The sequence below is a fragment of the Pseudoalteromonas sp. BSi20652 genome, assembly GCF_000239855.1.
GTDB lineage: Bacteria > Pseudomonadota > Gammaproteobacteria > Enterobacterales > Alteromonadaceae > Pseudoalteromonas.
On the sequence record NZ_BADT01000034.1, the window covers coordinates 1 to 14,879 of the forward strand.

Annotated in this window: 7 protein-coding genes and 2 pseudogenes; 2 read left to right on the forward strand and 7 right to left on the reverse strand. The window is 38.7% G+C overall.

The window, feature by feature from the left end; all coding sequences use genetic code 11:
- Positions 1-63: 63 nt before the first annotated feature.
- A complete protein-coding gene (gene topA, locus P20652_RS14925; RefSeq protein WP_008166223.1) occupies positions 64-2,772 on the reverse strand; it encodes a type I DNA topoisomerase in 2,709 nt (902 codons plus the stop codon).
- Between the two features lie 246 nt (positions 2,773-3,018).
- The gene (locus tag P20652_RS14920) at positions 3,019-6,393 is read right to left on the reverse strand and encodes a hypothetical protein (protein ID WP_008166225.1); all 3,375 of its coding nucleotides are present in this window, start codon (positions 6,391-6,393) and stop codon (positions 3,019-3,021) included.
- 190 nt (positions 6,394-6,583) lie between these two features.
- Between P20652_RS14920 and P20652_RS14915 the strand changes: the two genes are divergently transcribed.
- Positions 6,584-7,918, forward strand: coding sequence for a dicarboxylate/amino acid:cation symporter (locus P20652_RS14915; protein WP_008166226.1), 1,335 nt, complete (start codon positions 6,584-6,586; stop codon positions 7,916-7,918).
- A 97-nt stretch (positions 7,919-8,015) separates the two neighbouring features.
- Here the strand turns inward: P20652_RS14915 and sohB are convergent, their stop codons facing one another.
- Together sohB and P20652_RS14905 are read right to left on the reverse strand one after the other, a co-directional pair.
- Positions 8,016-9,032: a protease SohB gene (gene sohB, locus P20652_RS14910; RefSeq protein WP_008166227.1), complete on the reverse strand. Its 1,017-nt coding sequence runs from the start codon at positions 9,030-9,032 to the stop codon at positions 8,016-8,018.
- A gap of 100 nt (positions 9,033-9,132) precedes the next feature.
- Complete coding sequence (locus P20652_RS14905; RefSeq protein WP_008166228.1) at positions 9,133-11,562, reverse strand: VolA/Pla-1 family phospholipase; 2,430 nt, start codon at positions 11,560-11,562, stop codon at positions 9,133-9,135.
- 205 nt (positions 11,563-11,767) lie between these two features.
- On the opposite strand from P20652_RS14905, the pseudogene P20652_RS14900 reads away from it, so the two are divergent.
- Positions 11,768-12,516, forward strand: a pseudogene (locus P20652_RS14900) (YciK family oxidoreductase).
- A gap of 81 nt (positions 12,517-12,597) precedes the next feature.
- On the opposite strand, the gene rluB reads toward P20652_RS14900, so the two are convergent.
- The 3 genes and pseudogenes from rluB to P20652_RS14885 form a co-directional block, all read right to left on the reverse strand.
- Positions 12,598-13,470, reverse strand: coding sequence for a 23S rRNA pseudouridine(2605) synthase RluB (gene rluB / locus P20652_RS14895; RefSeq protein ID WP_007582584.1), 873 nt, complete (start codon positions 13,468-13,470; stop codon positions 12,598-12,600).
- Positions 13,467-14,057 carry an SMC-Scp complex subunit ScpB gene (gene scpB, locus P20652_RS14890; protein ID WP_008166231.1) on the reverse strand — a complete coding sequence of 197 codons (591 nt, stop codon included), beginning with the start codon at positions 14,055-14,057 and terminating at the stop codon, positions 13,467-13,469. Before scpB ends, rluB begins: the two co-directional genes overlap by 4 nt.
- A gap of 151 nt (positions 14,058-14,208) precedes the next feature.
- Positions 14,209-14,729: pseudogene (locus tag P20652_RS14885) on the reverse strand (EF-hand domain-containing protein).
- Between the last annotated feature and the right edge of the window lie 150 nt (positions 14,730-14,879).

Below are 14,879 nucleotides of genomic sequence, written 5' to 3' on the forward strand. Positions count from 1 at the left end.
TGTGCGTTCGTTTTTTATGGTTTTTTAAAACCTATAAAAAGTTATGAATAAGCGATAACGTGCTTATTCATCTTCTTTTTTAGCTTTAGCTTTAGGTTTTGCTTTAGCTGGTGCCTTTTTTGCAGCAGCTTTCTTTTTAGGTGCTGCCTTTTTCTTCGCTTCTTCTGTCCATTTACCGGCTTCATAATGAGCAGTCCAGCCAGTAGCTTTACCGTCAACTTCAGTCATAACATACTGAGCTTTATTTTTACGGCTATAGCGAACAACAGCAAGATTTCCATCAGGATCTTTAGCTGGTGCATCTGCTAAATAATAAAACTTAGGCGAGATACGGTCTCTAAAGCGTTTTAATTCTTCAACCTTAGGTGCACGTGTTTCACGTGACTTAGGAAAAGTATTTGCAGCTAAGAATATACCCGCAGCGCCATCACGTAAAACAAAATACGCATCTGACTTCTCACACTCTAATTCGGTAATATGAACAGGATCTTCTTTTGGCGGAGCAGCTTCGCCACTTTTAAGTAGTTTACGTGTGTTCTTACACTCGTCATTGTTACAGCCAAAGTACTTACCAAAACGACCCGATTTAAGCTCCATGTCAGAACCACATTTATCACATTCGATAATTGGTCCGTCATAGCCTTTAATTTTAAAGGTACCTTCTTCAACAATATGCCCTTTACATGCAGGATTATTACCACACACATGTAATTTACGCGCTTCGTCAATTAGGTATGAGTCCATTGCAGTTTCACAAATGGGACAACGCTTCATCTGCATTAACTTTTCAGTTTCTACATCTTCTACATCAGCTGCAACTGCTTCATCACCCGACACCAAGTTCATTGTTGTAGTACAACGCTCTTTTGGCGGAAGGCTATAACCAGTACACCCTAGGAAAACACCAGTTGATGCCGTTCGTATACCCATTTTTCGGCTACACGTAGGACATTCAATATCGGTTTCAACCATCTCGTTAAGACGCATGCCACCGTTCTCTGGCTCGTCTTTAGCAACAGTTAATTGCGTTGAAAAATCAGCATAAAACTTATCTAGAACTTGAGTCCATACACGCTCGCCTTCAGCGATATCATCTAAACGGCCTTCCATTTTAGCTGTAAAATCAAAGTTCATTAAATCAGTGAAATTTTCAACCAAGCGATCGGTAACTATTTCACCCATTTTTTCAGCAAAGAAACGGCGGTTTTCTACACGTACATAACCACGATCTTGAATCGTTGATATAATTGACGCATAAGTAGATGGACGACCAATACCGCGTTTTTCAAGCTCTTTTACTAAACTTGCTTCACTAAAGCGCGCTGGCGGTTTAGTAAAATGTTGCTTAGGATCAAGTTCGATTAAAGTAAGGACTTCACCTTCTTTAACAGCCGGTAGTGATTGATCTTCTTCGTTTTTCTTACGTATTGCAGGTTGTACCTTTGTCCAACCATCAAAGCGCAGCACACGGCCTTTCGCTTTAAGCTGGAAGTCGTTAGCTGCAACAGTTAGTGTTGTTAAATCGTATTCAGCAGGTACCATTTGGCACGCTACAAACTGACGCCAAATTAGCTCATATAGCTTTTTAGCATCGGCGTCTACACCTTCAACATGACCAGATAACACGGTAACACTTGAAGGGCGTATTGCCTCATGCGCTTCTTGTGCATTGCCTTTAGAGCTGTAGCTAATTGGATCTTTAGGTAGATATTTAGCACCAAATTCGTTTGTTACATACTCACGACACATTTCAACCGCATCTTTTGAAAGATTAGTTGAATCGGTACGCATATACGTAATATAGCCGCCTTCATACAAACGCTGAGCAAGCATCATGGTCTTTTTAACGCCATAACCTAAACGTGTACTTGCCGCTTGCTGCATGGTTGAAGTAATTAATGGAGCACTTGGGCGACTTTTACTTGGTTTTTCTTCAACGCTAATTACTTTGTATTCTGCATTCTCAAGGCTTTTAACCGCTGCGCTAGCTTGAGCTTCATTTACAGGCTTAAAAGGCTTTCCTGCTTGTTTGGCTACTTCTAGACGTAACTCAGACTCAGTATTTTTAACGTCAGCGTGGATATCCCAAAATTCTTCAGGGATAAACGCCTTAATTTCACGCTCACGCTCTACTAGTAAACGTACCGCAACAGACTGAACTCGTCCTGCAGAAAGTCCACGGGCCACTTTAGCCCACAATAAAGGTGACACCATAAAGCCAACAACACGGTCTAAAAAACGACGTGTTTGCTGAGCATAAACCATATCAGTATTAAGCTCGCCAGGTGTTTCAAACGCTTGTTGAATTGCATTTTTAGTAATTTCGTTAAAAACTACGCGCTTATATTTAGCAGGATCACCACCAATGATCTCTTGAAGGTGCCAAGCAATTGCTTCCCCTTCTCTATCCAAATCCGTTGCGAGATATATTTGGTCTGCATTTTCAGCCAGCTTTTGTAATTCTTGAACAACTTTTTCTTTACCAGGCAGTATTTCGTAATGTGGATCCCAACCTTGGTTTGGGTCAATACCCATACGCGCGACTAAGTTTGTATAATCTCGTTGCTTTTTATACGCTGCTTTCTCCTCAGGTTCCATTTTACGAACTTCTGCTGGCGTTTTAGTTGCCGGCACTTTAGCTTTGCTCGAACCTGAAGTAGGTAAATCTCGTACATGCCCAATACTGGACTTTACGATGAAGTCATTACCTAAATATTTATTAATTGTTTTAGCCTTAGCAGGAGACTCTACAATTACTAGCGATTTGCCCATAGTTGCCTATTTCTAACCAAATATTAAAAATGTGTTTTGCCGACATAAGCGGCGCGAATATTTATAGGTATATCTACAAACACTAGTTGTTACAAGCTTTTAATACAAACTTTTCAGCATTTACTGAATAAACGAACAATTTTTGTTGTTAAATTAAACAAACAGGTGTTTTTAGATTAATTGATGTGGAATATATAGAACAGAAACAAAAATGCCAACCTAAAGGTTGGCATTTTTTATGATAACTTAAACGTCATCGAAAATTGTGATGCCTGTCGACACCGTTTTAATCGCCCCTAATTGATTCTCAAATTCGAATGTAATTGATAAAACACCAATAGTTTTATCATTACCATCTATCTCTCGTGATATTAATACATCCGAATAAATCGGTTTATCTGTATTGGTATTTGGTATTGTTTCACTATGATGAATGATTGAAAGATCGCCATTATTCGTTGTTAAAGATACCACTGTGTTTGCTGGTAATGGATTACCAAATTCATCGGTGTAATGAATACGCACAGCCATTGATGTTAAACCAATGTCTACAGTAAGTGTTTCAGGGTCTGTTTCGTCAGGGTCATTAGGATCAAAATCAGGGTTACTTATTTCAACATTATTAGCTGATAAGTCGATAGCGGCAACATCACAACGTTCAGATACATCGGACTCTTCTAACTCTACAAATGTTCTGTTGCCAGACACTGAGCTTGAACAATCGGCAGGCACAAATACTTCAAATGGCGCTGGTAATGCATCCGTTTTAACAACAGAGAAGCGTACGTATGGAACGTCCCCCGACATAACAAGCTCTATTTGTTTGCGTACCTCGATTAAATCACGAGAACACTTACCTGCTTCCTGTGCATCTTTACCACATAATAAACCATTATATTTACCATCAGCAAAGTCGTAAATACCATTATTATCTAAGTCTCGCCACGTTTCATTATGACCACCTCGAGAATTTAACTCTGAACACGCATCCTCATCAGCTTTATAATCATCCCCACGTGCATCACTGCAGTCGGCTTTATCAAAGCTTGCATTTTCATTGTGGTCAATAAAGGCCTCTGGTAAATCGTAACTTGCGTAATACTCGCCAATATCAAACAAGCCATTAGTACGCTTTACAGCATCGGTTGATTGCTCATCTACAAAATTCTCTTGGCCTTTAGTAACTGCAATTACACTTACACGACCACCCATTACTACACCGTTTTCGTCATTTTTAGCACGTGTAATGCCATTAATACACGGTGCAGCTGCGCCAAAGTAAGGATCACAGTTAATTTCGCCAGTTTTTGGATTAATACCTTCAGACGTTGCTGAGTTACCGTCGATTTCACCAATACGGTTTCCCCATTTAGCATCTTCAAATGGTCTATCACCTTGCGAACGCCAAATTAATTGGCATGTTGCATCATTCGTTTTACATGTCGATTCATTGCTGGATGTGTTACCTACTACTCCGGCTTCAGCTAATACAGTTGCTTCAACACCATCACCATTAAAATTATTAAATTGATCACCAAAAAATACAGTAAGATTTGTAATAATACCATTGTAATAAAGTGCGTTTGGATTAAATACATCAGGGCTTAAATCAAAGCTATTTTGATCGGCAACACCCGAAGAAAGTGTTAGTTGTCCCGATACTGATATTATTTGTTCATTTAACGGAACAAGTGTTAGCTCACCTACAGGGCAACTCTCATAATTAGGGTTATCTTGGCATTCATCATAGTCTTCAGCCCAACAGGTTATTTCATCATCATCACCAAGTGCATCTACATACTCCTTTGGAATGTAACACGCTCTTACTACCAATGAGCCTGGTACAATGCCCGATTCAATCGTAGTGCTTACATAGCCCGCATCAGTAATTCCCTCAACTTCATCATCGCCAGTATTTGAAGTTGTACTTGTTAAGTTAGCTTGACCAATTGAATCCGTTAATCGAAAGTCAACGCGCTCTCCATTAATTGGGTTTCCATCCGCATCAACTAATCTAAACCGCACTTTTGATTGTGTCGGTAAACCACCTTCACCTGGAGGTAATGCTATAAATGTTTCACTCACATCTATAAACTGTATTGATTGTACCGCTGAACTTTCAACTGGTATGGTTGTAGCGGCAGTAAAGTTTTGACCGCCTGTTTCAACAGTTATAGTAATATTATCTTCAATTGAACACCCATCCGCACGATAAGTTGCGGTTGCAATACCATTTGATGATTTTACGTTTTTATCTATTATAGATGTACCAGCCGCAGAACATGTCGAACTAAATTCAACATCAGTTGCGCTTAAATATAAATTACCATCTTCATCTAAAAGTGTTACTTCAATAACGGTACTACCGCCTGCTTTTAAAGGAACAACATTTCCTGAAGTATCTTTATTCAGCCCGTTATCAACCTCTAGGGTTAAATCAGCAATACCTACAGCAAAATTAGTTGAATTACTTTCACCTACTGATGTTACAGTCACAGTACCTGCGCCACCAGTATTACCTGGTTGTAATTTTAATAAAGCAATACCAAAGTTATCCGTAAGAGCTGTTCCTGATGAAGGTAATATTGAACCTAAATCAGTTGAGATATTAACTAATTCGTTTTTACTACCTTCACCACTTTGCTCATCAATAACTTCAACAAATAATTCACCTAGTTCTGATGAAGATATTGTATTAGCTACCGTACAACCCGTTGATGTTTGTGTAGGATCAAGTTTTACATTAGAACGATTATCGTCCCAGCCTGCGTTACAGCCGGTTAAAAGCTTTACTGATACAGAAAATTGTGCAAATTCAACTGGTGCAGAGTCACCAGATGAGTAAAATACTGCTGTATTACTCACTTCTGTTGAGTTCGTAGGATTATAAGTTGCAACAACTTGACCTGCGCCTTTAAAATTACCACTAGAGAGAGTTACTTTTGCCTCACCCGCTGAGTTTGTAATTGCAGTTCCTAAGTCTGGCGTTATTTTACCTGTAAAGTTTGTAGAAAAAGTAACAAGCTGATCGCTAAGTGCAACACCATCATTTTTTAAAGTCGCTGTAACCGTGCCCAAGTTGTCAGTTGTAACCGGGTTTGTATCCGAATACTTAGCACCATTTTCATCGACTATATTTACCGTTAGAGTTGTTGACCCACTTACACCAGTATCATCTCCCTGCCCACCACTTGATTGAAAAGCAAAAGTACTTGTATAGGATTCACCATCGACTGTATAAGCGGCAGTAACTTCACCAGCACCGGCTTCAGCGCCAGCTGTAAGCTCAACCGTTGCAATGCCATCATTTTGAGTTAATGCACTTGATGGTGACAGTTCACCAATTTCATCTTCTAATGTAAATGTAATACGTTTACCCGCAACAATTTCACCATTTTGAGTAAGAATTGCACGTAAATCTAAAGAGGAAGTAGCAGTAACAGAATTTGACTCTGTTGCGTCTGTTTGAGAATATCCCTGTAGTGAAACCGAATATGTAGCAGCCTCTGTAGTGGAATCACCATCACTAATAGAACCATCTTTTTCAAGTGACCCACCGCCACCACAAGCTGTGAGTAAAAAACTTAGCAATGAAATGCTGAGCAATCGCATTAAAGGCATTAACCTCTCCCTAGTGTTGTTATTATTAACAAATAATTGTTTACCTAATGTTAACCTATAACTTAGTCTAAAATCTCAGTTTTTTGTTACTTTTTTCCATAAAATAATTTTAAATAAATACTAACTTTTTCTGTATAAATATTTCCAGACTGGTAGTCTATGGAAAAATTATAAAAGCAGATTAAGGTATATGTCTAAAATCCGTTCAATGAGTTTAACCACTCGCATCATGATTGGTATGGCGCTTGGGGTTACAGTAGGTTTTATATTTCAGGCTATATTAGCTGGTGAAGACGATTATCTAATACCACTTGGGTTATTCTCTTTGCCAATTAAAGCCTTTTTTGTTGATGGTATTTTCCATGTTGGTGGTCAAATATTTATTGCCAGCTTAAAAATGTTGGTTGTTCCTCTTGTTTTTGTTTCACTTGTTTGCGGTACGTGTAGCCTCAGCGATCCAAAAAAATTAGGGCGTTTGGGTGGAAAATCTATTGGGTTATATTTATTAACCACAGCTATTGCAATAACCGTTGCTATAACATTAGCCTTATTATTTAATCCAGGAGAAGGAATTGGTTTACCTTCGCAATCAAATTTTGATGCAAAAGAAGCACCTACACTAGCTAACGTTATTATTGACATGTTTCCAACCAATCCATTTGAGGCAATGGCTAAAGGTAACATGTTACAAGTTATAGTATTCGCCTTGCTATTCGGTATTGCCATGGCTTTAAGTGGTAAAGCCGGTAAACGCGTTACTGCCGTTTTTGAAGACTTAAACACTGTGATCTTAAAGTTGGTTACTTTGTTAATGAATATTGCGCCTTATGGCGTATTCTTTTTAATGGCTAAGTTGTTTACAACGATAGAGCTTAATTTAATTGTAAGCCTTGCTAAATACTTTGGTGTTGTTGTTTTAGCTTTAATATTACATGCGCTTGTAAATTACACATTACTATTAAAATTACTAACCGGTTTAAACCCAGGTATTTTCTTAGCTAAAATGAAACACACATGCCTATTTGCGTTCAGTACATCTAGTTCAAGTGCAACTATGCCTATTACACTCGAAACAGCAACTAAAAAACTAGGTGCAAGTAACTCAGTGGCTTCGTTCACAATCCCTTTAGGTGCTACCATTAACATGGATGGCACCGCTATTATGCAAGGTGTGGCTACCGTATTCATTGCACAAGTATTTAGTGTCGATTTAACAATATCTGATTACCTAATGGTTATATTAACGGCAACACTTGCCTCTGTAGGTACCGCAGGGGTACCTGGTGTTGGCTTAATAATGTTGGCAATGGTACTTAACCAAGTTGGCTTACCTGTAGAAGGGATTGCAATTATTATCGGTGTAGATAGATTACTTGATATGACACGTACAGCAGTTAATGTAACCGGTGATTGTATGGTTACCTGTGTTGTTGCCAAGTCTGAGGGTGAGCTAGATGAGAGCATCTTTAACGACCCTAATGCAGCTAAAGACTTAGAAGATTATCATAAATCTATTGACTCATAAGCTACATTAATACAACTATAAAAAAACCTTGATGCAATACATCAAGGTTTTTTTTCGAGTAAAAATAATTAAACTGAACCCTGAAAAAGATTCTAATCTAAGGATTTAGGGACTTAAACTTAGAGAGTAAGTTTATTCCCACTTTATTTACACCACTACTCAAGCCAAGAGCTAGCTTGTCGCTCAACCCTTTTTTAACTTTGTATTTAATCTTATAAATTTGGCGCTCATGTTGCTGCTCTAGCAATGCATCATCACTTGTTTTTATTACGTCTACCAAGCCTTTATCAATCGCTTGCGTTGCAAACCAATGCTCGCCTGTCGCAACTAAGTTTATATCTAAGCTTGGGCGTTGAGTGCTTACAAACGTTTTAAATAAATCATGTGTTTGTTCAATTTCTTCACGAAATTTTTCACGGGCCTTATCTGTGTTTTCACCAAATAAAGTAAGTGTGCGTTTAAATTCACCTGCTGTTATTTGCTCAAATTCAACATCATTTTTCTTTAATATTTTATTAAAGTTAGGTATCTGAGCTATCACACCAATAGATCCAACTATTGCAAAAGGCGCAGCCAGTATTTCATCGGCAACACATGCCATCATGTAACCTCCACTTGCTGCTACTTTATCTATTGAAACACTCAATGGTATGCCTGCATTTTTAATACGCTGCAACTGAGATGCAGCAAGTCCGTAGCCATGCACAACCCCACCACCACTTTCTAAACGAATAAGTACTTTATCTTTACTTGGATCGGCAATAGAGATAATGGCCGTTATTTCTTCTCGTAAGCTTTCTACTTCGTGAGCATCCATACTCCCCACAAAGTCAATTACATATAAACGAGGTTTAGGCTCATCTTTATCTGCTTTCTTACTTTTTGATTTAAGTTGTTTTTGATGCGCTTTGAGCTCTTTTTTACCCAGCGTATTTTGTAAAAAACTTTCTTTAAGATCGACTAATTGCTCTGATATATCGTCAATTTGTATTTCACCTTTTTTGGCCTTTGGCTTAACAGCAGCGCCAACTATCAGCATTAAAATAACTGCTATAGCAATAACAAAAGTAACTGTTTTAGCAAAAAACAAACCGTATTCGTATAAAAATTCCAACTGGTTTCTCCATTTATAAATTTCAGCTAATTTAGCATGCTTTAAAGCAAAAAAAAGCCACTTTTCAGTGGCTTTTAAAGGTTAATTGTTTTACTGGTTATTAATTAGTCACAACCTCTGGGTTGGAAACTAATAACATCCGTCCGCGTGCAGCTAAATAAGTAGCTACTTGCAACTGCATTTCTGTATTAGCTGCAGCACTGCCTTCAACAGTTGCAGCCTGTGCAGCGTCTTGAGCTGGCGTTAATATAGAACCATGATGCCCTTTAGTAAATTTAACTAAGTAGCTTGCCGGTGTTGCACTTAATGCTTGAGAAGTACTTACTGTTTCAAGACCCATCAAGTTAGACAATGGAATCGTACCTGCAATTGGGTTATTTGTAGTAGTTGGAGGAATAACTTGATCTGGTTTGTTATCAACACCATCACCCACAACAACATTAGTATAAACAGGAGTACCTAATGCTTTAACAGAGGCAGCGTAGTTAGTTGGATCGCCACTATCTAGTGCTGTTTGCGCCGCAAAAGCAAACTGTGTAAATACACCTTGAATGTTAGTAAGTTTAGTCGTTTCGCCCGCAGTGGTAAGTGATGCAATATATTCGTTGTAACCACATGTCAAGTAAGCTTCCATATCTGGTATTAATGAGCCACAGTTAGAAATTGCAGCACCTTGTAAGTATGCAGTAAATTCAGCGGCTTCTGTTGTACCCGCTTGTGAAAGTACTGAACCTTGAATAAACGGACCAAACGCAGCTGATTCAAGTAAGAAGCTCGCTATACCGCCACCACCACTTGCAAGAGCAACAGTGTTAACGTTAAAAAATGGGTCAATAGTTTCTGCCATTGGCGTATTAGCTTGAGCAATAAATGCAGGAGCAACAATAGAACCTAACGAATGCCCAATATAAGTAACGTCTTTACTATTAATAGTTGTGTCATTAATAAAATTTAAACCTAAACGAAGGCCTAATAAATCAGCAGCCGATTGACGTAAGCTGTCACGCGCAACAAGTAATGAACTTAAGTTCATGTAACTAAGCACAGAACCCGTTGTTGCATTGAAGTCGTCTGTTCCATCACCATCAACATCTATTCCACGCTCACCATGTCTTGGATGGTCAATAGCAACCGTTGCAAAGCCTTGAATAGAAAGCTGCGCAGTTAGGGCAAGCATGCTTTCTTTGTTAGTTGTAATACCATGCTGCATAATAACAACGGGCCAACCATTTTCAGGCATTTCGATAGCTGATAATTGTAATTGCGCACGAACACCATTAATAATAGGTAAAATAGGTTTAGTTACTTGTACTGGCACATTCGCCATGCTTTGCACTTTAGGGATGGTATTATATTTAGTTAAATGTCGAGTACTGTCTAAACCTAAGTCACGTAACTGTCCACCACTTAACGCTGCGCAAAGCCCATCATTTTCACTAATAGGATTAGTCGGGAAAGCATCTCCCGCAATGGCTTTATAACCAAGTAAAACAACAGCATTGTCACACATACCTTGCCAATATGTATCGTTCAGGTCACTAATATCAGTGCCTGTTGGCGTACCTAGGTACATTGGTAGCATAATGCTACCTTTTTGATACTGCACACCAGAAAATGCAGCAGACACCTCTACCCCCCCAGAAGCAAATACTTGCTGTACATTTACCATCGGTTGTTCTGGCACTTGTAACATAGGGGTCGGAAGCGCGTCTTGTTGTAAGCTTGCTGCGAGTAATGATTTAATAGTACTAAGCACAGGACCTGCTGATTGAATAGTCATCGCAGCAGAAAAAATAATATCGTCCTTCGTAATATCGCCAGAACTAACAACTACATTTTCGTAACTATTTACTGCACCTTGCAAACCAAGCTGAGCGGCTGTTATTAATGGCGCTTCTTGTTTAACGAGTCCGTAAGTAGAAGAAGGCTCAATAGAACGCCCTAATGAATCCTTAAGACCCGTCGTCAATACATTAATATATGAGCTGCCAGGAGTGAAAGGTTTTAAAGGAATGATTGCTACAGCGTTACCAGAGGCCTGAGTAACAAAATCGACACCAAAAGTAAGTTCACCTACTAACTTACAGGCAGTTCCAGGCGCTACTACCGAACATTCTGCATCAGTTAAGCTTGCGCCCATTATTACTTCAAAAATCCTTACCGTTCCAGGAGTTCCCGCAGACGCTTCATCTAAACTCACATTTGGTGGAAATGTTAAATCGATTTTATAAGGAACCTGCGAAGACCAACCATCAAGTGCACCGAGTGCAAGTTGAGGGTTTGCATATGCTGCACGAGAAATGGAGATATTGTCGTCGTCTAATTCCCCTGGGATGTTTAGCGTACCATCTTGGGTACCGCTCATTAGCAAATCATTAGGAACAGATATAATTCCATTTGCAGGGTCAAAGCTGACCGTTGCTGTTGGAATGACTGGGGCTGTATCATTTTTAACATCTTCAAGCGTTTCTCCACCACCACAACCTGCTAATGCAGCTGTAACTGAGAGTGAGAGTAGCATTTTTTTCATATTATTGGCTCCGCACATATTTTATTTTTATAGTGTGTTTATTCAGTGTATTAAGTTAAAACAATGTAATCAGAATATTAATGAGACATTAGACCAGTTAAACTTAACGTAAAGTTTCTATTTTCGCCACCTAATTTTACATTAAATTCGATTACTTCACGTTTTGCTATGTTAAAATTCAAAAAATATACTAATTGGTACTTTTATGCACAACTATAATGCAACTGAACACGCACTCAAAGACAAAATTATTTTGATTACTGGCGCTGGTGATGGAATTGGCCGAGTTGCAGCTATTACGTATGACAAAAGTACGGGGCTACGGTTATTTTGTTAGGTAAAACAACTAATAAACTTGAATGTGTTTATGATGAAATTGTTAATGCTGGTTATCCTAAACCTGCAATTGTGCCTATGGATTTAAAAGGCGCTACCAAACAAAACTACCGCGACCTTGCTGCAACAATCGAATATCAGTTTGGACGCCTTGATGGGTTGCTTAATAATGCAAGTATTTTAGGGTCGCTCGGTCCGCTTGAACATTTTTGCTCATCCACGTTCGAAAACATCATGAAAGTAAACGTGACTGCACAAGCAATGATCACTAAAGCACTTTTTCCTGTTCTTCGTAAGTCTGATAATGCATCGATAGTATTTACGTCATCAGGTGTAGGCCGCAAAGGCCGTGAATTTTGGGGGCCTTATGCCATCTCAAAATTTGCAGTAGAAGGTATGATGCAAACATGGGCATGTGAAGTAGGTAAAACGAGCATTCGCGTAAACTGTATTAACCCAGGCGCTACTCGCACTTCAATGCGAGCTGCTGCATATCCAGGTGAAGATAGAGACGCGCTTGCTACACCAGAGGATTTAATGCCAACCTACTTATACTTGATGAGTGACGATTCCAGTGAAGTGAATGGCGAATCGTTAGATGCTCAAGTAAAAAAGTAATTTAGAGTTTAAATAATTTAAACAACACATTAAAAAAGCCGCAATTAGCGGCTTTTTTGTATTCAATAAATAACTAATTGATTATTTTCGTTTAGTCGGCTTAACACGCTGATTGTGTTTTTTAACTGCTTTACGAATTTGGTTGATTTTAGCGCGTTTATCTTTGCGTTTTTCAGGCATAACAGAAAGCTTAGTTTGTGTTTCGCGGCCTAATTTAACGGTTTTGCGTAAGTAGTTTACTGTTTCTAAATCATACTCCATCCAACCACCTTGTGGCACGCGCTTATCAAGCTCTAGTTTACCGTAACGAATACGAATAAGACGAGATACTTCCGCATCTTGAGACTGCCACAAACGACGAACTTCACGGTTACGCCCTTCATTTAACGTTACGTTAAACCAACGGTTAACGCCTTCGCCACCCATAGGGGTTACAGTCGTGAATTTGGCTGGACCATCTTCAAGCTCAACACCACGTAGTAAGTTTTTAACCGTTTCATTGGTTACTTCACCAAATACACGTGCAGAGTATTCACGCTCTACTTCATAGCTTGGGTGCATTAAACGGTTTGCTAGTTCACCATCGTTTGTAAAAAGCATTAAACCCGATGTATTGACGTCTAATCGACCAACCGCAATCCAGCGATCGCCATCAATACGAGGAAGTCGGTCAAATACAGTACGACGCCCTTCAGGATCTTTACGAGTGCTTAACTCACCTTCTGGTTTGTTATACATAATCACACGACAGATTCGGTCTGCTTTTTCTTCGATTTTTACACTGTGTCCGTCAACACGAATCAAATCGGTTTCTTCAACACGGTCACCTAACTTTGCCACTTTACCGTTTACACTAACGCGGTTTGCGTCAATGTATTTTTCCATTTCACGGCGTGAGCCTACGCCTGCACGGGCTAAGACTTTTTGTAACTTTTCACCTTGTATAATACTCATTCGGATGGTTCTCTCACAGAAGGATCGCTCAATAACTGGTTAATTTTACTTTGCTGCTCTGTTGGCAACGCAGGTAAATTTTCAAGTCCAGTTAACGAAAAATAATCTAAAAATTGCTTAGTAGTTGCATATAAAGCCGGCTTTCCCGGAACCTCTTTATGCCCTACCACTTTAACCCACTCTCTTTCGAGTAAGGTTTTAATAATATTCGAACCCGTAGTAACACCTCTTACTTGCTCAATTTCGCCGCGTGTAATGGGCTGCCTGTATGCAATAAGTGATAATGTTTCCAGTAAAGCACGCGAGTATTTTGGTGCGCGTTCTTGCCACAAGTTATTTAACCAAGGGCTTAAACTACTGCATGCCTGAAACCGATACCCACTACCCACTTCAACTAAGCGAATACCACGAGTTTGAAAATGTCCTTGTATTGTATCTATTGCGTCGTTTATTCGCGCCATAGAAATAGCTAAATCTATTAATACGATGTCTTTAAGGTGGCGTTTACTAACAGGCTTATCTGCAACAAAAATAGCTGCTTCAATGATCTCAACTAGTTGTTCATCACTAATTCGCCGACCCGCCATACACACTCTTAACAAATAAAAATACACAGCCATCTATTATGACAGAACAACACCAAACTAGGAAAATATATCTACCAATTTACTTAATTTAAAACACAAAAAAGCCAGTGATTATTACTGGCTTCTAATTTACTCTTTAAAACAACAAATATTAGCTGCGTTTAATGGTTTCTAATGCATCATCTTCAGCTACTGCATTACCGTATTTTTAATATAACCCATAAACTCGCTTTTACTGATGCGCTTATCTTGGTTTTTATCAATGTAACCAAAGTGATTTGAAATATCATCATCGTTACCTTCAACTACCGAAATATAGCTATTACTGTCGTTATCTAAGCTTGAAAAGCTGCTTTCAATTTTATCGAATTTAGCAATTTCAGCTTTAAATGCCGACTCACTTACTTCAGAATCAGTGGCTACTTTACCATTGTTTAACTTCATATAAGTGTTGAATTCCTTGCGGCTAATTTCGTTATCCATATTGGTATCAATATTTGAAAAATGGCCCCAAATGCTATCGTCATCAGCTTCAACTTTTGAGATGTAGCCATCGCTATCATTATCTAAACTTGCAAAGTCACTGTCTATTCTTTCAAGACCTTGATTAGATGAACAAGCCGCTAGACTTAATGATGTTAAAATAGTGGCTGCTAATGTTAACTTTTTCATAAGACGTATCCTTCGTAATTAATTAAATGTCACTTTAAGTAATACAAAACCAATGCCAATAACAGTTAACTTATAAAAATCAGTGACTTAATCTAAATAGGCTTATTTATTGAACATTTTCAATAAGTTAAGCTTGCAAGCTTTGCAAAC

Excerpts from the sequence above, each read along its gene's own strand:
- topA (WP_008166223.1), bottom strand. The coding sequence starts at position 2,772 with ATGGGCAAATCGCTAGTAATTGTAGAGTCTCCTGCTAAGGCTAAAACA.
- P20652_RS14920 (WP_008166225.1), bottom strand. The coding sequence starts at position 6,393 with ATGCCTTTAATGCGATTGCTCAGCATTTCATTGCTAAGTTTTTTACTC.
- P20652_RS14915 (WP_008166226.1), top strand. The coding sequence starts at position 6,584 with ATGTCTAAAATCCGTTCAATGAGTTTAACCACTCGCATCATGATTGGT.
- P20652_RS14905 (WP_008166228.1), bottom strand. The coding sequence starts at position 11,562 with ATGAAAAAAATGCTACTCTCACTCTCAGTTACAGCTGCATTAGCAGGT.
- rluB (WP_007582584.1), bottom strand. The coding sequence starts at position 13,470 with ATGAGTATTATACAAGGTGAAAAGTTACAAAAAGTCTTAGCCCGTGCA.
- scpB (WP_008166231.1), bottom strand. The coding sequence starts at position 14,057 with ATGGCGGGTCGGCGAATTAGTGATGAACAACTAGTTGAGATCATTGAA.